Genomic DNA, 21,820 nt, shown 5'->3' on the forward strand with positions numbered 1-21,820 from the left:
GGGCACGGGTTGCAGCAGGGCAGCGGTCTGTTTGGCTTTTCGCGCGCGCGCCGGAGCAGCCGGCTCAGCGCTAGCGGTGGCAGACGAACTGGCAGAATGACCGGCAGGAACCGGCCGCAACGTGGTAGCGGCGTTGGCGGCATGCGCCATGGGCGTGGCGACGTTGGCGCGGCCGTAATCGGCCGACTCTGCTTGCTCCCCCTCGTTCGCCTGTTTCTTGGCAGACCGCGCCGGTGTGGCTTTGGCCTTGTATTCGTCAGGCGGCAGGAGATTGCCGAGCTTGCTGGGTGGGGTAGGCAAAGGCATGGTTTCCCTCGAAAAAATCGGGTCACATATCGTGCGCCGCCTGTCGCATCCTGCAAGTGCTTTGAATCGCGCCCGCAGTTTGCGCCCGGAGGCGCGCTTTCGGTCTAGAAATGCCGGTTCGCCTGGTTTTCGATCGGCTCCTTGACGAGAGCGCATGGCCGAGCAGATAAACGGCTGTGCGCAATTAAAAAAGCCGCCGCCCCGGCAAACGGGGCAAGCGGCTCGACTTCGGTCATCGCGGTGCGCCTCACTGCCTCATCAACAACGTGAGAGGCATGACATGCGGCGTAACCGCGGAAAGTATGGGGTGGACAGGCACTCATTGCAGCCCAATATAACGCGCCTCACAGCGCTTGTACAGCCTCCAGAATTTCATCGACATGACCTGGTACTTTCACGCCACGCCACTCCTGGCGCAGGACGCCCTCGCTGTCGATGACAAACGTGGACCTCTCGATTCCCCGTACTTCTTTGCCATACATTTTCTTCATTTTGATGACATTGAAGAGCGCGCAGAGGGTTTCTTCCGGATCGGAGATCAATGCAAACGGCAACTCGAGCTTGGCCTTAAAGTTTTCGTGCGAGCGCAGGCTGTCGCGCGACACGCCAAGGATCTCTGCGCCGGCCTTCTTGAACTTCGGATACAGATCGCGGAATTGCAGACCTTCAGTCGTGCAGCCCGGCGTGTTGTCCTTCGGATAAAAATACAGCACCACCTTCTTGCCCCGAAGACTGGACAGCGTGAACTCGCCTCCGGTGGAGGGGGCGGTAAAGTCGGGGACGGGTTGGTCGACTGCGATGGGCACGTGGTTCTCCGGTTGTTATGGTCGGCGATAGCGTCTTGCGGCGGTATCGTCGGACCTGGCATCGAGGCGGTAGTTTTCTTGTATGAGACCGGAGTCAGGCGCTAAAGCGTCAACTCGGGTCGACAGCGGAGGCGACCGGCACGCGGCCCACGCGCTCTGTCGGAACTTGCTGGGTTGGCCCGCTTGCGCTACCCGTTCTCGCGGACCGTTCCGGTCCGACTAGTCGAGGCTGGGTCACTGAGCCTCTGCGTGCAAAACTCTGCGGTCTTGTTCACCGGCTGCGACCCATCAGGCCTACAGGTTGCGACCGACCCGTTACGGCTGAACGATCAGCTCGCCGGACCGGCCGGGAACTTCACCCCAGGTGACAGGGTACGATGGCAGCGTGCTGCGGTCCAGCGTCGCGTGATAGTCGCCCATCGTCGCGAACGTGTGACCCTGGGCGCGCCAGCCCTCCAGCAGTTGCTCGAAGATCGGCGCAAGCTTTTGCCCTTCGAGTTCTGCATGCAGTGTGAAGACCTGGTCCTGCGGATTATTCTCGGTGCGCTTGAGCATCCAGGCGGCGACATTGTCGAGATCAACACCGTCCACGCCCAGCACTTCGTCGAGGGTCGGCAAGGTGGTTGGCATCTGCACGTGGGACAAGGTCTTGCCGGCTACTACCGGGAAGTACGGCGAATGGCCGCGGCCGTCGGACGCGTAGTGCATGCCCCATGCGTCGATCTGCTCGAACGCATGACCGTTCATCTGCCATCCGGCTGCGCCGTGCGTGACGGGCGGCGTGCCGAAGATGTCGACGAAACGCGCGTGGCTCTTCTGCATTTGCGCGACCGTCCAGTCACGTTCGCGCGAGCGGACATTGTCTTGCCAGTACACGTGATCCCACGTATGGATGCCGCACTCGAACCCGGCTTCGTGGATCGCGCGCATGTCGGAGGACGCGCGCGCGCCGATGTCCGGCCCGGGCAGTAGCACGCCGTACATCAGTTGCTTGATGCCATAGTGCTCGACCACCGAGGTGCGCGACACTTTCTTCAGGAACCCCGGCCGCAACACGCGGCGCATTGCCCAACCGGTGTGGTCGGGCCCGAGGCTGAAGAGAAAAGTGGCGCGGGCCTTGAAGCGGTCGAAGATGCGTGCGAGGTTCGGCACGCCTTCACGGGTGCCGCGCAGCGTGTCGACGTCGATCTTCAGAACGATACGAGGCAAGGATCAGCCCTTATTGCTGTTCGACGAGGGCACGCGCTTCGGCGACGTGGCCGCGATACGCTTCGAAAATCTTGCGCAGCGCTTCGTCGAAGGTCGACTTCGGCGCCCAGTTGAGTTCCTGCATCGTATTGTCGATTTTCGGCACGCGGTTTTGCACGTCTTGGTAGCCCGAACCGTAGTACGCGCCCGACGACGTTTCGACCAGTTGCACCTGCTTGGCGGTTTCCGCGTATTCCGGGAATTCCGCGGCGAGCGCCAACATCTTGTGCGCCAGCTCACGCACCGAGAAGTTGTTGGTCGGGTTGCCGATGTTATAGATCTTGCCGGTCGCGACGCCGTCTTTGTTCTCGATGATCTTCATCAGCGCGCCGATACCGTCGTCGATATCCGTGAACGCGCGTTTTTGCGCGCCACCGTCCACGAGGCTGATGTTCTCGCCGCGCACGATATGGCCGAGGAACTGCGTGACCACGCGCGAGCTACCTTCCTTCGGCGTGTAGATCGAATCGAGGCCCGGGCCGATCCAGTTAAACGGGCGGAACAGCGTGAAGTTCAGACCTTCCATTCCATAGCCCCAGATCACGCGGTCCATCAACTGCTTCGAGCATGCGTAGATCCAGCGCGGCTTGTTGATCGGACCATACGTCAGTTGCGATTCTTCCGGATCGAACTGCTCGTCCGTGCACATGCCGTACACCTCGGAGGTGGACGGAAACACGAGGTGCTTGCCGTACTTCACCGCCGAACGCACGATGGGCAGGTTCGCTTCGAAGTCCAGCTCGAACACGCGCAGCGGCTGCTTCACGTACGTAGCCGGCGTGGCGATTGCGACGAGCGGCAGGATCACGTCGCACTTTTTCACGTGATACTCGACCCACTCCTTGTTGATCGTGATGTCGCCTTCGAAGAAGTGCATCCGCTCATGATTGATGAGGTCGCCAAGGCGCTCGGTCTGCATGTCCATCCCGAACACTTCCCAGTCGGTCGTTTCGAGAATGCGTTTGGACAGGTGATGGCCGATGAAGCCGTTCACACCCAGAATCAGGACTTTTTTCATTGATGACGGGAAGATTGAATGAGCTGGGCGAATTCGGCTGGGGAGACGACTGACTCGTGGCCATCGTGCTGGCGCCGCAATTCGTGGATGGCGATGGCGCGACCGTCGCCGCACACCGCGAAAATCGCATTATCGCTTACGTGGAGGCCGGGGGGCAAATCGTGCCTTAGCGCCCCTGGCCGGGCAACGCGCGCCCGCGCGACGATGAAACGCTGGCCGTCCATGTCAGTGAAAGCGCCGGGATAGGGCGGCGCCACCGCGCGAATCAGGTTGTAGACGTCCTGGGCCGATTGCGCCCAGTCGATCCGGCCGTCCTCAGGCTTGCGCCCGCCGAAATAGCTGCCGTGCGCGAGGTCGTTGGGCAGATGGGGCGCCTCGCCGGCGAGCAGCGCCGGCAATACGCGCCACAGGGTCTGTTCGGCGGCCACGGTGACCTTGTCGAACACCTGCGCGGCGGTGTCGTCGGGCAGGATCGGCACCGGCGTCTGGGCGATGATCGCGCCCGCGTCGGGCTTGGCGGCCATTTCGTGCAGGGTGGCGCCGGTTTCCGTCTCGCCCTTGATGACCGCCCAGTTTGTCGGCACGCGGCCGCGGTACTTCGGCAGGAGTGAGCCGTGCATGTTGTAGGCGCCTCGCGCTGCAAGCGCGAGCAGGTCCACCGGCAACATGTGGCGGTAATAGAACGAGAAGATGAAATCGGGGCGCGCGGCGCTGACCGCTTCGCGCAATTCGGCGCTCTTCGGATCGGCCGGCGTGATGGTGGGAATACCGTAGCTCGCCGCCACCGACGCGACACTACCGAACCAGATGTTCTCGCTCGGGCTGTCTTCGTGGGTGACGACCAGCGCCACCTCGACGCCGCGCGCGAGCAGCACTTGCAGGCAGCGAACACCAACGTTGTGATACGCGAAAACGACTGCGCGTGGCTTCATGGATTGGGTCCCTGATCGATGAGCGGAGCGGGCTGGACCGCTTGCACCACAGTCTGGCGTGGTGTTTCGGTGACGGTCGCGCCGTTGCGCTGCTCCAGAATGGTCTGCACCAGATAGCGCGGTCGCGCGCGCACCTGCTGGTAGATGCGTCCAATGTATTCGCCGAGCAGCCCAAGCGCGAAGATGATCACGCCGAGCAGGAAGAACGTAATGGCGAACAGGGTGAACACACCTTGCACTTCCGCGCCGATGATGAAGCGCCGAATCAGCAGCAGCACGAACAGCCCCGCGGACCCGAGCGACAGGATCACGCCGATGAACGACAACCACTGCAGCGGCACGACGGAGAAGCCGGTGACCAGGTCGAAATTCAACCGGATCAGGCTGTAGAGCGAATACTTCGATTCGCCGGCAAAGCGCTCTTCGTGGGCGACTTCGATTTCCACCGGATTCTGCGCGAACGTGTAGGCGAGCGCCGGAATGAAGGTGTTGATTTCGCCGCAGCGGTTGATCGTGTCGATGATGTGCCGGCTATAGGCGCGCAGCATGCAGCCCTGGTCGGTCATCTTGATGCGGGTGATGCGCTCGCGCAGACGGTTCATCGCGCGTGAGGCCTTGCGGCGAAACAGGCTGTCCTGACGTTGCAGACGGATCGTGCCCACGTAGTCGTAGCCTTCACGCATCTTCGTGACCAGCTTGCCGATTTCTTCCGGCGGATTCTGCAGATCGGCGTCGAGCGTAATGACGATCTCGCCGCGCGACTGCTCGAAGCCGGCAAGGATCGCCATATGCTGGCCGTAGTTGCCGTTCAGCAGGATCACGCGCGTTGTGTCAGGCCGGAGCCGGAACTGGTCGGCCAGCAACTTCGCGGACATGTCGCGGCTGCCGTCGTTGATGAAGATCACTTCATAGCCGGCGCCGAGGGCGTCGAGCGCCGGGTAGAGGCGCGCAAACAGCGCCGCCAGGCCGGCCTCCTCGTTGTACACCGGGATGATGACCGAGACTTCCGGCGCAGCAGACATCGGGGAGCGATGTTCCGTTTGACTCATTTCCGCTTATTTTCCGTATTGTTCGCAAATTTCATTGACCGCGCGGCACACGCGCGCCACGTCGTCTTCGTTCATCAGTGTGAAGAGCGGCAGCGTGACCGTGGTGGCGCCGAAGCGCTCCGCATGCGGGAACATCCCTTCCTTGAAGCCGCGCGCCCGGTACAGCGAGAACAGATGGATCGCCGGGTAGTGCACGCCTGAACCGATACCGCGTTCCTTAAGTTCGCCCATGAAACCGGCGCGGTCGAGCGACAGTTTCTCGAGCGGCAGGGTGATCTGGAACATGTGCCAGTTGCTGTTCTCAAAGTCAGCAAGCGGCAGACCCATACCCAGCTTGACCGCCGCGCCGCCTTCCAGACCGGCGAAATACGCCCGCGCGAGCTTCTTGCGCTGGGCGAGGAAACGCTCCAGATGCGGCAACTGTCCGAGCCCGACGCGCGCGGCCACATCCGTGAGATTGTATTTGCCGCCGAGCACATCGCAATCCATCCCGTCAAAGCCAGTGCGGGTGATGCCTTGCAGGCGGTACTTCTGGGCGAGGATCGCTTCTTCCTCGTTGTTCAGGACCAGCGCGCCGCCTTCGATCGACGTCAGATTCTTGTTGGCATGGAAGCTGAACGACACCATGTCGCCGAGCTTGCCGATGCGCTCGCCCTTCCAGGTCGAACCGAACGCCTGCGCCGCGTCTTCGACCACGCGCAGCTTATGGGCGCGGGCGATGGCGTAGAGGCGGTCCATATCGACCGGAAGCCCCGACAGAAACACCGGAATGACCGCTTTGGTGCGCGGCGTGATGGCTTTTTCGAGCAGCCCGAGATCGATGTTGCGGGTGGCCGGATCGATGTCGACGAACACGGGTGTCGCGCCCGTTTCGTAAATCACGTTGCTGGTTGCGACCCACGAAGCGGGCGTCGTGATGACTTCGTCGCCTTCACCCACACCGGCGATGCGCAAGCCGATTTCGAGCGTCGCGGTGCCCGAGTTGAACGTGCGCACGGGGCGGCCGCCGCAGAATTCCGACAGCACGGCTTCGAACTTCTGGTTCTGCGGGCCGGTAGTGATCCAGCCGGAGCGGAGCACGTCCGCAACGCCCTGAATCGTTTCTTCATCGATTTCCGGACGGACAAACGGCAAAAATGGGACGGATGACTGGTTCATGAATGCTTCGCTCAAAAGAAATAGGGCGACAACCTGCGACGGTGGCAAACGGCAAGGATACTGCGGCGGGTCAGGGGGCATTGAGCGCTTAAGGGATCGCTGACGCGCAGTGCTTACCAGCCGTTACGCGGGTTATGCCCTGGTTTATGCCCTTGCACCTGCTACCGCCGTCCATCAACTCGTTACCGGGCCCGGCGAGCCGGACCAAATGGTGCAAACACTGAAAAACGTTCTGCGCGAATCGATGCGCGCCGAGCGTCGGCTAGCTGCGCGCCAGCACGACAACCCCAATCAGGATGATGCCGATGCCAACGAGCCGCTGCACCGACAGCACTTCGCCGAACAGATACCACGCGGCGAAGGCGTTGACGACGTAGCCCAAAGACAGCATCGGATAGGCAATCGACACGTCCACCCGCGACAGCCCGATCACCCAGACTGCCACGCTGATCACATAGCAACCGAGGCCACCGATGATCGGCAATTGCGTGGCCAGCTTGAAGCCAATGGGCAGGATGTTCGCACGGCTGAATTCGAAGTGTCCAACGGCATTCGTACCGGCTTTGAGCAGCAACTGCGCAGTGGCGTTCAGCGCGACGCCGGCGAGGATACAAAAGAGCGAAATTGGGTTCATCAAAGGTTCAGGTCCGAATATGGGGTTACGGCTGCGGTTTTTCCACAATCACCCGGCGCGAGTCGCGCGCGACGATCTGCATGGGGACGTGCTGCGCGAGCAATTCGTCGTAGCGTGCCGGGGGTAGAAGCGCGAGCGCGTAGCGGTCGGCGTCCCAACGTTTGAGCCACTCGGCGACCGTTGGCACCCACTTCTGCGGTTCCACCGACACGCCGAAAGCGAGTTCGTCCGGGTGTTCGACCATGATCATCGTGTGATCGACGTAGAACGGCAACGTGTGATCCAGTACGCCGACCGAATAGAACGGCGTATCCGGCGGCAGTTTGGCAATCGCGGCCTTGATGGCGGGGGCGAGCGGCGCGCCGGAACTCAGCCGGCCGAACACGTCATGACCCGTACCAGCGATGGTCCCAAGCAGCAGCCATGCGGCGCCGAACATGGCGGTGGCGCCGACGATGCCCGTGCGGCTATGGCGATTCAGCCACATCGCTGCAAGCGTCAGAACGAAGGCGGTGCCGAGCGCGGCCAGCACCCAGGTCCGGTAGGCGACGTATAGCTCCGTAGGATTGCGGGCGTCGCCAAAGCGGCCCATGAACAGCGCGACAAAGGCCGCGACGATCAGAAACACCGCGTAGCCGGCCAGATGGCGGCGCAGTTGTTGCGCGGTGACGAGCGGCAGATACATGCCGATCACCATGGCTAGCGGCGGTGCGATTGGCAGCGTGTAGGAGATCAGTTTCGAATGCGAGGCGCTGAAAAACAGGAAGATGAAGCCCGTCCATACCAGCATCATGATGACCGGCGAGAAGCCGTTCGGCTGACGCGGCAGGCGCAGCGCATGGCGCAGGCTCTGCACGCTCACGGACAGCCAGGGCAGGAAGCCCACCAGGATGACCGGCACGAAATAGTAGAACGGCCCCGGACGGTTCTGCTCTGGCGTCAGGTAGCGCTGGAACTGCTGGACGATAAAGAAGAAGTTAAGGAATTCCGGATTGCGTTGCTGCACCAGCACGAACCAGGGGGTGGCGATCGCGAAGAACACGATCAGGCCGCCGATCAGGTGTAGCCGTTTCCACACGGCCCAATCACGGGCGACCAGTGTGTAGAGCACCAGCACAGCGCCCGGCAGGATCAGCCCGACCAGACCTTTGGACAACACGGCGAGCGCCATCGACGCCCAGCAGAGCCACATCCACACCCGGACCTGTCCGGTGGACAGGTTGGGGCGCTGGGCCAGCAGCAATGCGCACAGCGTCAACTCCATCCAGAACGACAGGCCCATGTCGAGCGTGTTGAAGTGGCCCATCAGGTTCCAGTACGGCGAGGTTGCCAGCACGATGGCCGCGAACACGCCGGTGGCGGCGTTGAACACGCGCGCGCCGGTGAAGCCAATCAGCAGTACGCCGGCAAACCCAGTCAGGGCCGTGTAGAGCCGCGCCTGCCATTCACCGATGCCGAACCACGCGAAAGTCAGCGCGTTCGCCCAGGTTTGCAGCGGCGGCTTCTCGAAGTACTTGTAACCGTTGTAGCGCGGCGTGATCCAGTCGCCGGTGAGGAACATCTCACGCGCCATTTCGGCATAGCGGCCTTCGTCGCTCGGCAGCAGGTGGCGCCAGCCAAGCGGCACGAACCAGATCAGGGCGAGGACGATCACCAGCAGCAAGAGGGCGGTGCGGTTGAGCGGTAGCCTGGACGGCATATCGTTCATGGATGGTTAGCCTGTTTTTTGCGACGCCGCAGGGCGGCGTAGTAGTGTTGTTAAGGTGCTGTCAGGGACACACGGAGCGGCGCGGACATTCTGCTGCTGCCGGCTTGCCGGCCCGGCGCGCTGGCCATCCTGACGCTCGGGCGTTTGCAGACGGGTGTCGCTGGACTGCCGGTCGCTCCGCTGTTCGTTGCCGTTCGCTGACAGTGGATGCTTATCGGGGCCGCCGGCGCCAGTGGCTTCCACAGTCAGCTTTTCAGCCACGCGTGCTCCTGTTCGCCATGACCGCTGCGCAGTTTACGTTATTGCCGCAGACTTGCCGATCCGCCGAAAGGCCAGTCGCGCGGCGTGATTATGCTTCGATCAGTAAAGCTGCCGCGACTTTGCGGCCCTCGGCCATCAGAATGTTGTAGGTGCGGCAGGCGGCCTTAAAGTCCATGGTTTCGACGCCGATCCGATGCGCAGCAAGCGCCGCGGTCAGCCGGGGATGCGGGAAGCGCAAGCGCTCGCCGCTGCCGAACACGACCACTTCTGGCGCCGGTGCGATCAACATTTCGAAATGCTCTGGCGTCAGTGCTTCGAATGAAGACACCGGCCACGGGATGACAGGCGCCTCCGGCAGCACAAGAATGCTGCCGGCGTGGCGCTGAAGATTGATTTCGACAAAGTCGGCGCCGTAACCGGTCACGGTGTTCAAGGCGCCGCTGGAATCCTGGTGTAATTTCAAATTGGTTTTCCGAAGTCGTCCGATGTCGTCTTGATTGCCCCCAAACCTGCCGCTTCGCGCTGCCCCCGAGGGGCCAGGAAACGTGGCCCGGCCGCCTGGCAGCCTGGCGTTTTCCTGTGAGATCTCACGCGCCGGCTGCCGTCGGAGATGCACAAACGGCCATGCGCGCTGGACACGAAGCGGCCGAAAGGGCTTCCGCGAGCGTTTGGTGCATTGCGGAAGTCGGCCAAAATCCGCTAAATTATAACTTTTTAGCCGCCCACCCGCGCCCCTTGCTTCGCTCGCCGCCATAAGCCGCGACCGAATGGGGCACCGAACACCGCCAACGCGCCGGTTCGGGCGTCGCCAAAGTTGCGACCCGGCAGCTTACCAGGCGTTCCCTGAAGACGGCCTTAAGGTGTGACCTGAGGTGTCAGTTGGTCCCTCAAATGGCGATTCAGGGTGAGCAGCGGCCTTTGCGGTCGCGCGCAGTCTCTGGCTGACCACGGGCGCCGCACGCCATTTCGAGGCATCCACGGTGACTGTGAGAACATGAGGGACGCCTTGGCGTTACCGGTTGCAGCAGCGAGGGCGCACAACGCTCGGCTCCAGCCAGCACAATGGCGCCCCATTTGCGATAACGCCCGCGCGATCCGCGGCAAACGCGAATCAGCCTGGTCCGCGAGAGCGCGCATGGACCAGCCGCTCTGTATCCCGACTCCCCGTGCCCGCATGTTGTGGGCTTGCCCAGCTTACTTATCCAGGATGAAGTGCCCGCCGTGAAACCGATTCTCAAATCCAACAAGCTGTTGAATGTCTGCTACGACATCCGTGGGCCCGTGCTCGAACATGCGAAGCGGCTCGAAGAAGAAGGCCATCGCATCATCAAGCTGAATATCGGCAATCTGGCGCCGTTCGGGTTCGACGCGCCGGACGAGATCATCCAGGACATGATCCTGAATCTGCCTGGCTCGTCAGGGTATTCCGACTCGAAAGGCGTGTTTGCCGCCCGTAAGGCGATCATGCATTACACCCAGCAAAAGGGCGTGCATGGCGTCGAGTTGGACGATATCTACATCGGCAACGGCGCCTCGGAACTGATCGTGATGGCGCTTCAGGGTCTGCTGAACGACGGCGACGAGGTGCTGCTGCCCGCACCGGACTATCCGCTGTGGACAGCGGGCGTGAGCCTCTCGGGCGGCACGCCGGTGCATTACGTCTGCGACGAAGCGGCCAACTGGATGCCGGATCTGGACGATATCCACGCCAAGATCACGCCCAATACGCGGGCGCTCGTCATCATCAACCCGAACAACCCGACTGGCGCGCTGTATTCGGATGAAATGCTGCTCGGCCTGATCGAGATTGCGCGCCAGCACGGCCTCGTCATCTTCGCGGACGAGGTGTACGACAAGATCATTTACGACGGCAAGCCGCATACGTCGGTGGCCGCGCTTTCGGAAGACGTGTTGACAGTCACCTTCAACAGTCTCTCGAAGAGCTACCGCTCGTGCGGCTATCGGGCCGGCTGGATGTTTATTTCGGGGCTGACCGGCGACAACCGGCGCCACGCAAAAGACTATTTCGAAGGGCTCGGCATTCTGGCGTCGATGCGCCTGTGTCCGAACGTGCCCGGCCAGTATGCGATCCAGACGGCGCTCGGTGGTTACCAGAGCATCAACGACCTGATCGTACCGACTGGGCGCCTGTACAAACAGCGCCAACTCGCGTATGACATGCTGACGGCCATCCCCGGCGTGACCTGCGTGAAGCCGGAAGCGGCCCTCTACATGTTCCCGCGCCTCGACTCGAAGATGTATCCGATCCAGGACGACCAGCAGTTCATCCTGGAACTGCTGCTGGCCGAACGGGTACTGCTCGTGCAGGGCACCGGCTTTAACTGGAAGTCGCCGGACCATTTCCGTGTCGTGTTTTTGCCGAACGTCGACGACCTGGCCGATTCGATCAACCGGATCGCCCGCTTCCTCGACGGCTACCGAAAACGTCACACGGTCTGACGCGCCCGACACGATTCGCGCGACAGACCGGGACCCCTGTTTCCCTTAATCCTCAATAGAAAACACACGCTGCATGGAACCGATCAAAGTTGGACTGCTGGGCTTCGGCACGGTGGGCAGCGGCACCTTCACGGTACTGCGCCGCAACCAGGAAGAAATCAAACGACGCGCCGGCCGCGGCATCGAGATTGCGCGCATTGCTGTGCGCAATCCGGCCAAGGCGACTGCGGCGCTCGGCAACGAGGCCGGCACGGTGGAGATCACCGATAACTTCTCTGCGGTGGTCGACGATCCGTCGATCGATATCGTCGCGGAAATGATCGGCGGCACGAGCATTGCGCGCGAACTGGTGCTGCGCGCCATCGCCAATCGCAAGCACGTGGTTACGGCCAACAAGGCGCTGCTCGCGGTGCACGGCACCGAGATCTTCGAAGCGGCCCGTAGCAACGGCGTGATGGTGGCGTTCGAGGCGGCGGTGGCCGGCGGCATCCCGATCATCAAGGCATTGCGCGAAGGGCTGACTGCCAACCGGATTCAGTACATTGCCGGCATCATCAACGGCACGACGAATTACATCCTGTCGGAGATGCGCGACCGCGGGCTGGACTTTGCGACGGCGCTGAAGGCAGCCCAGGAGCTGGGCTACGCGGAAGCCGACCCGACTTTCGACATCGAAGGCGTCGACGCCGCGCACAAGGCGACCATCATGAGCGCGATTGCGTTTGGTGTGCCGGTGCAGTTCGACAAGGCTTACGTCGAAGGCATCAGCAAGCTGGCCGCGATCGACATCAGATATGCCGAAGAACTCGGCTACCGGATCAAGCTGCTGGGCATTGCGCGCCGCGCTGACAAGGGCATTGAGTTGCGCGTGCATCCGACGCTGATTCCGGAAAAGCGCCTGCTCGCGAACGTGGAAGGCGCGATGAACGCGGTCGTCGTGCACGGTGACGCCGTGGGCACGACGCTGTACTACGGCAAGGGCGCGGGCGCCGAGCCTACGGCTTCTGCAGTGGTGGCGGATCTGGTCGACGTGACGCGCCTGCATACGGCCGACCCGGAGCATCGCGTGCCGCATCTGGCGTTCCAGCCGGACAGTCTGTCGAACACTCCGATCCTGCCGATCGATGAAGTCACGAGCGGCTATTACCTGCGTTTGCGGGTGGCTGACGTGACCGGCGTGCTCGCCGATATCACGCGCATCCTCGCCGACACGGGCATCTCCATCGATGCGTTGCTGCAAAAAGAATCGGAGCAGGTCGACGCCAACGGCAAGGGCGAAACCGACATCATCCTGATCACGCACGAAACGGTCGAGAAACACGTCAATGCCGCGATCAAAAACATCGAGGCGTTGAAGACCGTTGTGTCGCAGGTGACCAAGCTGCGCATGGAAGCACTGAACTAGGCACGAGACTGACATGAACTACCTTTCTACGCGCGGCGCCGGAGCCGGCGAGCGCCATACGTTTTCCGACATCCTGCTCGGCGGTCTTGCGAAGGATGGCGGGCTTTATCTGCCCGCGGAATATCCACGGGTTTCGGCCGTCGAACTCGCGCGCTGGCGCACGTTGTCGTATGCGGATCTCGCGTTCGAGATCCTGTCGAAATTCAGCGACGATATTCCCGCCGAAGATCTGCGCATGCTCACGCGCCGCACTTACACGGCACAAACCTACTGCAACGTGCGCGACGATGAAAGCGCTGAGCAGATCACGCCGCTCAAGACGCTGGGCGTCGAGAATGGCGCGCCGCTGTCGCTGCTGGAACTGTCCAACGGCCCGACGCTGGCGTTCAAGGACATGGCGATGCAGTTGATCGGCAACCTGTTCGAGTACGCTTTGGCCAAGCACGGCGAGACGCTCAACATTCTGGGCGCCACGTCCGGCGACACGGGCAGCGCCGCGGAATACGCGATGCGCGGCAAGAAGGGCATTCGCGTCTTCATGCTCTCGCCGCACAAGAAGATGAGCGCGTTCCAGACTGCGCAGATGTACAGCCTGCAGGACCCGAACATTTTCAATCTCGCCGTGGAAGGCGTGTTCGACGACTGCCAGGACATCGTCAAGGCCGTCTCGAACGATCATGCGTTCAAGGCGAAGTACAAGATCGGCACGGTCAATTCGATCAACTGGGCGCGCGTGGTGGCTCAGGTCGTGTACTACTTCAAGGGCTATTTCGCCGCGACGCAAACGAACGACGAGCGCGTCTCGTTCACGGTCCCCTCGGGTAATTTCGGCAACGTCTGCGCGGGCCACATCGCGCGCATGATGGGGCTGCCCATCGAGAAGCTGGTGGTCGCCACCAACGAAAACGACGTGCTCGACGAGTTCTTCCGCACCGGTATCTACCGCGTGCGCAAGGCGGCTGAGACGTATCACACCAGCAGCCCGAGCATGGACATTTCGAAGGCCTCGAACTTCGAGCGCTTCGTGTTCGATCTGCTGGGCCGCGATCCGGCGCGTGTGTTGCAACTGTTCCGCGATGTCGAAGAGAAGGGCGGCTTCGATCTGGCGGCAAGCGGCGATTTCGTGCGGGTCAAGGAGTTCGGCTTCGTGTCAGGGAGCAGCAGCCATGCGGACCGCGTCGACGCGATCCGCGACGTGTTCGAACGCTACGACACGATGATCGACACCCATACGGCCGATGGTCTGAAGGTGGCGCGCGAGCATCTGCAGCCAGGTATTCCGATGATCGTGCTTGAGACGGCGCAGCCCATCAAATTCGGCGAAACGATCCGCGAGGCGCTGCTGCGTGAACCGGAGCGGCCAGCGGCGTTTTCCGGCATCGAGGCGCTGCCGCAGCGCTTCGAGGTGCTGCCGGCGGATGCGCAGCGGGTGAAGGACTTTGTGGTTGCGCATACGGGTGAATAGGGGCGGCTGAGCGTTTGCGCGAGCGGTGTTGCGCTGCGGCGCAGCGCCGACTGCCCACCGCCCCCGGCGGCCTTTCGAACCCTCGCTAAACCTGTCCATCAGGCCGTGTAGCCCCGCCGATCCCCACAGGCCGCTACAATGATCTTTTCAGATCCGCGCGTCTTCCGATCGATGTCCACGACTCCGTCTTCCGCGCCTCGCGCCCCCATGCTTTCGACCGCCGACGCCCTCGCGACATTGCTCGGTGCAGCCCGCGCAGTGGACGGCACTGAAACGCTGCCCACGCTCGATGCGCTCAACCGCGTGCTGGCCGCAGACGTAGTTTCGCCGCTTGATGTGCCGCCCATGAACATCAGTGCGATGGACGGCTACGCTGTGCGCATCGCCGATCTGACCCAGGGCGAGCGCCGCTTGCCGGTCTCCCAGCGCATCCCCGCGGGTCACGCGGCGGAGCCGCTTGCCGCAGGCACGACCGCACGCATTTTCACTGGGGCCACCGTGCCACCAGGCGCGGATGCGATTGTGATGCAGGAGCAAACCGAAGCCGACGGCGATGCGGTGACGATCCTGCACATGCCGAAGGCGGGTGAATGGATTACGGCGAAGGGTGCGGATATCCATAGCGGCTCAGTGATCCTGCCGGCCGGGACGCGCCTGACGCCTCAAGCACTGGGACTGGCGGCTTCGGTTGGCTGTGCCGAGCTACAGGTGGTGCGGCGCGTCAAGGTGGCGGTCTTTTTCACTGGCGACGAACTGACCATGCCCGGCGAGCCGCTCAAGTCCGGCGCCATCTATAACTCGAACCGCTTCACGTTGCGCGGAGTGCTCGAAAAGCTCGGCTGCGAAGTGACGGACTACGGCATCGTCCCCGACCGCCTCGACGCGACCCGCTCCACGTTGCGCGAGGCCGCGTATGCGCATGATCTGATTCTCACTTGCGGCGGCGTGTCGGTGGGCGAGGAGGATCACGTGAAGCCGGCGGTCGAGGCTGAAGGGCGCCTGTCAATGTGGCAGATCGCCATGAAACCCGGCAAGCCGCTCGCGTTTGGTGCGGTGCGGCGTGCGGGTGTATCTCAGGGCGCGGAAGGTGGCGTGGCGGCCGCGGCTGTGGCTGGGTCTGAAGCAGAGTCGGTTTCTGTGTCCGGGGCCGCGGTCGAGTCCGAGGCTTTCTTCATCGGTCTGCCCGGCAACCCGGTGTCGACCTTCGTGACCTTCCTGCTCTTCGTGCGTCCGTTCGCACTGCGGCTAATGGGCGTGCGTACTGTGACACCGCGTGCGCTGTCGCTGCGGGCCGATTTCGCACAGTCGAAGGCCGACCGGCGCAACGAATTTCTGCGCGCACGCGTCAACCCCGCTGGCGGCCTCGATCTGTTCCCGAACCAGAGTTCGGCCGTGCTGACCTCGACTGTGTGGGGCGACGGCTTGATCGACAACCCGCCCAATCACGCGATCAGCGCGGGTGAAACCGTGCGCTTCATTCCGTTTTCCGAACTGCTGAACTGACACCGGCCATGCCTGGCAGCGACTCCAATGAAGATCCAGCTTAAATACTTTGCGAGCGTGCGTGAAGCGCTCGGCACCGCCGACGAGGCGGTAGACGTCCCGGACATGGTCGCCACCGTTGGCGACGTGCGTGACTGGTTGCGGGTGCGCGGCGGCATCTGGGCGGAGACGCTCGCCGAGGGGCGGGCGCTGCGCATGGCTTGCAATCACGTGATGACGGACGCCGGCACGCGTCTCACGGATGGCTGTGAGGTTGCGTTTTTCCCCCCGGTGACGGGTGGCTAAGGTACGCGCAATGAGGGGGCAGCAATGACGGTCCGTATCCAGACCGAAGATTTCGACCTGAGCCGCGAGGTCGCCGCGTTACGCGCGCTCAATCCGAAGATCGGCGCGGTGGCCTGCTTTGTCGGCACCGTGCGCGACCTGAACGAGGGCAGCACGGTCGAGACCATGGAACTCGAGCATTATCCTGGCATGACGGAGAAATCGCTGGAGTCAATTGTCGAGGCCGCGAAGGGCCGCTGGCCGGGCATTGAAGTGCTGATCGTTCACCGTGTGGGCAAGCTGGTTCCGCTCGACCAGATCGTGCTGGTAGCGACGACTGCGGCGCATCGTGGCGATGCATTTGCCTCGTGCGAGTTCGTGATGGACTATCTGAAAACCGCCGCGCCGTTCTGGAAGAAAGAAAAGACCGGGCAGGGGGAGCGGTGGGTTGATGCCCGCGTGAGCGATGATGCCGCACTCGCGCGCTGGGGCATTCAGTCGACTAATACGAAGTCCAAAGCATAGTGGCTGCGTGGGCTAGAGCCCTTGGCGTTCACCGCTCACCCTTACTCATCCAATGAACGGCCGATGATCTTTGCCGGAAACGGCTCGCCACGTGGCGTCGCCGCGGCACGCGAGGCATCGCCCGCAGCCTCGCGTTGACGCGGTGCAACGCGCTCCAGCAACGCCTGCTGCTCGGCAGGGATGGTGTAGTCCCAGCCAAAGCGGCTCAATTGCAGGCTTTGCGCGATACGCAGCGCCGGCTCCATGAAACGGATCGCTGCGGCCGGTTCATAGCGCGATTCCACCGTATCCAGAAACAGATACAGCCAATGGCTGAAGTGTCGTGGCTCGATGCCCGGCAGAGGCTGGTGTGCTTGCTGCACATTGCCGCGATACTGCTTGGCGCCGAGCACGAGGCTCGCCCAGAATGTGCACATCTTTGGCAAATGCTCATCCCAGCGTCCGGCCAGTTTCTGTTCAAAGACCGGCCCGAGCAACGAATCGGCTCGTACCCTGTCATAAAACGCGTAGACAAGGTCGCGGATATTGGCTTCGGTGGGTTCGGTATGCCGTGGCGCAGCGGCGGCGGGAAGGGTTGGATTCATGCGGTGACCAGAACAAAAACGCGGAAGTGCTGAATCCGCCGGATACTACGAATACCACAAACGCGAAAAGCCAGCCTGGTTGATGATCGATTGAGTGACTCAGTGCTGGGGGGCAACCTCGGAGTCAACCTCGGGCTTAACCCCAGAGGCGACCAGTGCGTCAACCACGAGAACAACTTCGGAGACAACAACGCTAACAGCAAACGGTACCATTCACACTGAGACACACTCAGGGACAGTCGTCGCAATAACATGCGCAGGCCCTGCATGTTATTGCGAAGCCGCTGGACCCACAACCCTTGCGTCGACACGGTCTTCCAGCCGATCACCGTTGCCGCTCATTGCGACCTTGCACTCATGAGACTGACGGACTACACGGACTACTCGCTACGCGTCATGCTGTATCTCGCGGTACGCGGCGCGGGACTATCGACGATTCAGGAGATCTCCGATGCTTATGGCATTTCGAAGAATCATCTGATGAAAGTGGTGCAACGTCTGGGGGAACTGGGATGGGTGGAAACGGTACGCGGGCGCAACGGCGGCTTGCGCCTGTTCGAACACTCGGGCACGTTGACCGTCGGCGAGGTGGTGCGCGCCACCGAAAGCGATTTCGCCCTGGTCGGCTGCTTCCCCGATGAGGGCGGAGGCCATCGGCATTGCGTGATCCAGTCGCAATGCCGGCTCAAGGGCGTGCTCGAAGTAGCGCGTCACGCCTTCCTGTCCGAACTGGACCGCCACACGATCGGCGAACTCGCCGAGCCGGCCGGTCCGCTGGCCACACTTCTCGGTCTAGGACGGATCATCCCGCTTACTGTGGCAACGTCAGGTGACGGCGGCGCGCCGCCAGCCGATTGATTGCGTCGAAGCGGTTCTGCTCGTCAATTGTTAAATACTTGCGTTCACGTGCAAAAAAGCGCTTGAAACTCGCAGAAAACGCCTCATTTTGAACGTATTCGAAATTGGAGGACGCTTGATGAGAATCGACAAACTCACTACTAAATTCCAGGAAGCACTGGCCGACGCCCAGAGTCTGGCGGTTGGCCATGACAATCAGTACATCGAGCCTTTGCATCTGCTGGCGGCACTCGTCGCGCAGCAGGATGGCTCGGCACGCTCGCTGCTGTCGCGCGCCGGCGTACACGTTCAGGCGCTGCAAACGGCCCTGAAAGATGCCATCACACGTCTGCCGCAGGTGCAAGGCACCGACGGCAACGTGCAGATCGGCCGCGATCTGACTGGCCTGCTCAATCAGGCCGACAAGGAAGCGCAAAAGCTCAACGACACCTACATCGCGAGCGAAATGTTCCTGCTGGCCGTCGCCGACGACAAGGGCGAGGCCGGGCGGTTGGCCCGTCAACATGGCCTGTCGCGCAAGTCGCTGGAAGCGGCCATTGCGGCCGTGCGGGGCGGCTCGCAAGTGCACAGCCAGGACGCCGAGAGCCAGCGTGAAGCCCTGAAGAAATACACGGTCGACCTGACCGAGCGTGCCCGCTCCGGCAAGCTCGATCCGGTGATTGGACGCGATGACGAAATCCGTCGCTCGATTCAGATCCTCCAGCGCCGTACCAAGAACAACCCAGTGCTGATCGGCGAACCGGGCGTGGGCAAGACCGCGATCGTCGAGGGTCTCGCGCAGCGCATCGTCAACGGCGAGGTGCCGGAAACGCTCAAAGGCAAGCGCGTGCTGTCGCTCGATATGGCGGCGCTGCTGGCCGGCGCCAAGTATCGGGGCGAGTTCGAAGAGCGCCTGAAGGCCGTGCTGAACGATATCGCCAAAGACGAGGGCCAAACGATCGTCTTCATCGACGAAATCCACACCATGGTTGGCGCGGGGAAGGCCGAGGGCGCGATGGACGCGGGCAATATGCTCAAGCCGGCGCTCTCGCGCGGCGAGCTGCATTGCGTCGGCGCCACCACGCTTGATGAGTATCGCAAGTACATCGAAAAGGATGCGGCGCTCGAACGCCGGTTCCAGAAAGTGCTGGTCGACGAGCCGTCGGTTGAGGCAACCATCGCCATTCTGCGCGGCTTGCAGGAAAGGTATGAACTGCACCACGGCGTCGATATCACGGACCCGGCCATTGTCGCGGCGGCGGAACTGTCGCATCGCTACATCACCGACCGTTTTCTGCCGGACAAGGCGATCGACCTGATCGACGAAGCTGCTTCGAAGATCAAGATGGAAATCGATTCGAAGCCGGAAGAAATGGACCGGCTCGACCGCCGCCTGATCCAGTTGAAGATCGAACGCGAAGCCGTCAAGAAGGAAAAGGACGAAGCGTCGCAGAAGCGTCTGCAGTTGATCGAGGAAGAAATCGAGCGGCTGAACCGCGAATATTCTGATCTCGAAGAAATCTGGACTGCTGAGAAAGCCGCGGTGCAGGGCAGTGCGCAGTTGAAGGAAGAAATCGAGCGCACGCGTGCTGAAATCGTGCGTCTGCAACGCGAAGGCAAGCTGGAGAAGGTTGCTGAACTGCAGTACGGCAAACTGCCGGGACTCGAAGCGCAATTGAAGGAAGTAACGCAGGCCGAGGCAAAAGAGCAGAACAATCCGACTCGTCCGCGTCTGCTGCGCACGCAAGTTGGTGCGGAGGAAATTGCCGAAGTCGTCTCGCGTTCGACGGGCATTCCCGTGTCGCGCATGATGCAAGGCGAGCGCGAAAAACTGCTGCAGATCGAAGCGAAGCTGCACGACCGGGTGGTCGGTCAGGACGAAGCAATCACGGCGGTGGCCGATGCAATCCGCCGTTCGCGTGCGGGGTTGTCGGACCCGAACCGTCCGTACGGCTCGTTCCTGTTCCTCGGGCCGACGGGCGTAGGCAAGACCGAACTGTGCAAGGCGCTGGCGTCGTTCCTGTTCGATTCGGAAGATCATCTGATCCGCATCGACATGAGCGAGTTCATGGAGAAGCACAGTGTGGCGCGGCTGATCGGCGCGCCGCCGGGATATGTCGGTTATGAGGAAGGCGGTTACCTGACCGAAGCCGTGCGTCGCAAGCCGTATAGCGTGATTCTGCTCGACGAGATCGAGAAGGCTCACCCGGACGTGTTCAACGTGCTGCTGCAGGTGCTGGACGATGGCCGCATGACCGATGGTCAGGGGCGTACCGTGGACTTTAAGAACACGGTGATCGTGATGACGTCGAACCTTGGTTCGCAGGTGATCCAGTCAATGGTCGGCGAGCCGCAGGAAGCCGTGAAGGATGCGGTGTGGGAAGAAGTGAAGCTGCATTTCCGCCCCGAATTCCTCAACCGGATCGATGATGTGGTCGTGTTCCATGCGCTTGATCGCTCGAACATCCAGTCCATCGCGAAGATCCAGTTGCAACGGCTGCATGAACGGCTCGCCAAGCTCGACATGCAACTGGTTGTCTCGGACGCGGCGCTGGAATTGATCGGCAAGGTCGGTTACGACCCGTTGTTCGGTGCGCGGCCTTTGAAGCGCGCGATCCAGCAGGAGATCGAGAATCCCGTCGCCAAGCTGATTCTTGCCGGCAAGTTTGGTCCGAAGGACGTGATTCCGGTCGAAGTGGAAGACGGCAAGCTCGTGTTCGACCGCGTTGTGCACTGAGCGCAAGGCGGTGCGGTGCGCATGACAGGGCGGCATTACTTGAGTCGCCCCTGAACGGTGGGGAAGCAAAGGGCAACGAAGCGATTCGTTGCCCTTTTTTACTTGTGCGCGAGACGTGCGTGCCTCGCACGGGTGTCAAACGCACGCCCGGTCGCAACCAGCAACGAAGAACGAAGCTGGACGAACCGAGGCGCCTTAAGCGTTGCCCTTGCCAAACAGCGAAGCTATGCCACCAAGCGCACCGAGCACGGTCGTCGAATTCAGCTGGCCCTCGGCGGGGACTTCGCCATTCGGGGTCGCCGCGTTGACCACGTGGGGCAAGATCTGCGACAGCAATCCGGTGACCTGGTCCGGCTGAACGCCTGCCTTGGCGGCCAGGTTGGTGACGGTGTCCGAGCCCAGCACACTGTGCAGCGTGTCGGCGGAGATCGGCTGGTTCTCACCGTTGCTGACCCACGAACTGATGATGTCGCCGGCCCCTTTGTCCTTGAACTGCTGGATCAGGCCGTTCAGGCCACCAGGCTGGTTGTTGACGAATTCGAGCGCGGTGCTGACGAGCGCTTGATGGTCGCCACCGCCTTCAGGCGATTGGCCGAGCAGGGAACCGATAGTGTCGAATAGGCTCATGACGGTCTCTCTTGAATGCCGGCGTTGGTGTCAACGCTGGCGGGTGAAAACGCCGCGCGGTTGCGCGGCACCGGATGGATGCGAAACGCGGCGCTGGTGCTACCGTGCGCTGTGCGGGTGAACGGTGTAAAACCGTTCGTCCTGCCGACAATCAGGCGCCCGATGCAGCGGCGGCCGACGCGGCCTTGCTCTTCTTCGACTTCTTCGTTTTGGAAGCCTTCGTGCCCGACGCGTCCGCCGGTGCGCTTGCCGCTGCGGTTGCCGCAGGAGCCGAGGCAGCCGCGGCCTGGGAT

The 21,820-nt window shown here is 62.1% G+C and carries 20 protein-coding genes and 2 pseudogenes; 8 read left to right on the forward strand and 14 right to left on the reverse strand.

What is annotated here, in order from left to right; genetic code table 11:
- The 11 genes and pseudogenes from WCA85_RS09470 to WCA85_RS09520 form a co-directional block, all read right to left on the reverse strand.
- Window positions 1–306, reverse strand: a pseudogene (locus WCA85_RS09470) (PhoH family protein); the annotation flags it as partial.
- Window positions 307–410: 104 nt separating this feature from the next.
- On the reverse strand, window positions 411–542 hold the full coding sequence (locus WCA85_RS09475; protein WP_424063169.1) for a hypothetical protein: 132 nt from the start codon (window positions 540–542) through the stop codon (window positions 411–413).
- Window positions 543–650: 108 nt separating this feature from the next.
- Entirely contained in the window at window positions 651–1,112 is a 462-nt protein-coding gene (locus WCA85_RS09480; protein WP_424063170.1) for a peroxiredoxin, read from the reverse strand.
- Between the two features lie 315 nt (window positions 1,113–1,427).
- Window positions 1,428–2,321, reverse strand: coding sequence for a polysaccharide deacetylase family protein (locus WCA85_RS09485; protein ID WP_424063172.1), 894 nt, complete (start codon window positions 2,319–2,321; stop codon window positions 1,428–1,430).
- 10 nt (window positions 2,322–2,331) lie between these two features.
- Window positions 2,332–3,378: a bifunctional UDP-4-keto-pentose/UDP-xylose synthase gene (locus WCA85_RS09490; RefSeq protein ID WP_424063174.1), complete on the reverse strand. Its 1,047-nt coding sequence runs from the start codon at window positions 3,376–3,378 to the stop codon at window positions 2,332–2,334.
- Window positions 3,375–4,310 carry a formyltransferase gene (locus WCA85_RS09495; RefSeq protein WP_424063176.1) on the reverse strand — a complete coding sequence of 312 codons (936 nt, stop codon included), beginning with the start codon at window positions 4,308–4,310 and terminating at the stop codon, window positions 3,375–3,377. Before WCA85_RS09495 ends, WCA85_RS09490 begins: the two co-directional genes overlap by 4 nt.
- Entirely contained in the window at window positions 4,307–5,359 is a 1,053-nt protein-coding gene (locus tag WCA85_RS09500) for a glycosyltransferase (RefSeq protein WP_424063178.1), read from the reverse strand. Before WCA85_RS09500 ends, WCA85_RS09495 begins: the two co-directional genes overlap by 4 nt.
- A 6-nt stretch (window positions 5,360–5,365) precedes the next feature.
- Window positions 5,366–6,517 (reverse strand): DegT/DnrJ/EryC1/StrS family aminotransferase, encoded by a 1,152-nt coding sequence (locus tag WCA85_RS09505; RefSeq protein ID WP_424063180.1) that lies wholly within the window; start codon window positions 6,515–6,517, stop codon window positions 5,366–5,368.
- Between the two features lie 262 nt (window positions 6,518–6,779).
- Window positions 6,780–7,151, reverse strand: coding sequence for a DMT family transporter (locus WCA85_RS09510; RefSeq protein WP_424063182.1), 372 nt, complete (start codon window positions 7,149–7,151; stop codon window positions 6,780–6,782).
- A gap of 25 nt (window positions 7,152–7,176) precedes the next feature.
- Window positions 7,177–8,859, reverse strand: a complete 1,683-nt coding sequence (locus WCA85_RS09515) for a glycosyltransferase family 39 protein (RefSeq protein WP_424063184.1) — start codon at window positions 8,857–8,859, stop codon at window positions 7,177–7,179.
- A gap of 349 nt (window positions 8,860–9,208) precedes the next feature.
- A complete protein-coding gene (locus WCA85_RS09520; protein ID WP_424063185.1) occupies window positions 9,209–9,583 on the reverse strand; it encodes an Mth938-like domain-containing protein in 375 nt (124 codons plus the stop codon).
- Window positions 9,584–10,332: 749 nt separating this feature from the next.
- Here WCA85_RS09520 and WCA85_RS09525 point away from each other — a divergent pair.
- From WCA85_RS09525 to WCA85_RS09550, 6 genes are all read left to right on the forward strand, one after another.
- Window positions 10,333–11,580, forward strand: a complete 1,248-nt coding sequence (locus tag WCA85_RS09525; RefSeq protein WP_424063202.1) for a pyridoxal phosphate-dependent aminotransferase — start codon at window positions 10,333–10,335, stop codon at window positions 11,578–11,580.
- A gap of 73 nt (window positions 11,581–11,653) precedes the next feature.
- On the forward strand, window positions 11,654–12,985 hold the full coding sequence (locus WCA85_RS09530) for a homoserine dehydrogenase (protein WP_424063187.1): 1,332 nt from the start codon (window positions 11,654–11,656) through the stop codon (window positions 12,983–12,985).
- A gap of 13 nt (window positions 12,986–12,998) precedes the next feature.
- The gene (thrC, locus tag WCA85_RS09535) at window positions 12,999–14,450 is read left to right on the forward strand and encodes a threonine synthase (protein ID WP_424063189.1); all 1,452 of its coding nucleotides are present in this window, start codon (window positions 12,999–13,001) and stop codon (window positions 14,448–14,450) included.
- 207 nt (window positions 14,451–14,657) lie between these two features.
- Window positions 14,658–15,953, forward strand: a complete 1,296-nt coding sequence (locus WCA85_RS09540) for a molybdopterin molybdotransferase MoeA (protein WP_424063191.1) — start codon at window positions 14,658–14,660, stop codon at window positions 15,951–15,953.
- A gap of 27 nt (window positions 15,954–15,980) precedes the next feature.
- Window positions 15,981–16,238 (forward strand): molybdopterin converting factor subunit 1, encoded by a 258-nt coding sequence (moaD, locus tag WCA85_RS09545; RefSeq protein WP_424063193.1) that lies wholly within the window; start codon window positions 15,981–15,983, stop codon window positions 16,236–16,238.
- 24 nt (window positions 16,239–16,262) lie between these two features.
- Entirely contained in the window at window positions 16,263–16,742 is a 480-nt protein-coding gene (locus tag WCA85_RS09550) for a molybdenum cofactor biosynthesis protein MoaE (protein WP_424063195.1), read from the forward strand.
- Between the two features lie 41 nt (window positions 16,743–16,783).
- Here WCA85_RS09550 and WCA85_RS09555 read toward each other — a convergent pair whose 3' ends face one another.
- A complete protein-coding gene (locus WCA85_RS09555) occupies window positions 16,784–17,326 on the reverse strand; it encodes a group III truncated hemoglobin (protein ID WP_424063197.1) in 543 nt (180 codons plus the stop codon).
- A 357-nt stretch (window positions 17,327–17,683) separates the two neighbouring features.
- Here WCA85_RS09555 and WCA85_RS09560 point away from each other — a divergent pair, with 357 nt between their 5' ends.
- Together WCA85_RS09560 and clpB are read left to right on the forward strand one after the other, a co-directional pair.
- Window positions 17,684–18,184: an Rrf2 family transcriptional regulator gene (locus WCA85_RS09560; RefSeq protein ID WP_424063204.1), complete on the forward strand. Its 501-nt coding sequence runs from the start codon at window positions 17,684–17,686 to the stop codon at window positions 18,182–18,184.
- Between the two features lie 118 nt (window positions 18,185–18,302).
- The gene (gene clpB / locus WCA85_RS09565; protein ID WP_424063198.1) at window positions 18,303–20,900 is read left to right on the forward strand and encodes an ATP-dependent chaperone ClpB; all 2,598 of its coding nucleotides are present in this window, start codon (window positions 18,303–18,305) and stop codon (window positions 20,898–20,900) included.
- 195 nt (window positions 20,901–21,095) lie between these two features.
- On the opposite strand, the gene WCA85_RS09570 is transcribed toward clpB, so the two are convergent.
- Window positions 21,096–21,527 (reverse strand): YidB family protein, encoded by a 432-nt coding sequence (locus WCA85_RS09570; protein WP_424063200.1) that lies wholly within the window; start codon window positions 21,525–21,527, stop codon window positions 21,096–21,098.
- 151 nt (window positions 21,528–21,678) lie between these two features.
- Window positions 21,679–21,820, reverse strand: a pseudogene (locus tag WCA85_RS09575) (helix-hairpin-helix domain-containing protein); the annotation flags it as partial.

The sequence above is a fragment of the Paraburkholderia sp. genome (assembly GCF_049581445.1).
Taxonomy (GTDB): Bacteria; Pseudomonadota; Gammaproteobacteria; order Burkholderiales; family Burkholderiaceae; genus Paraburkholderia.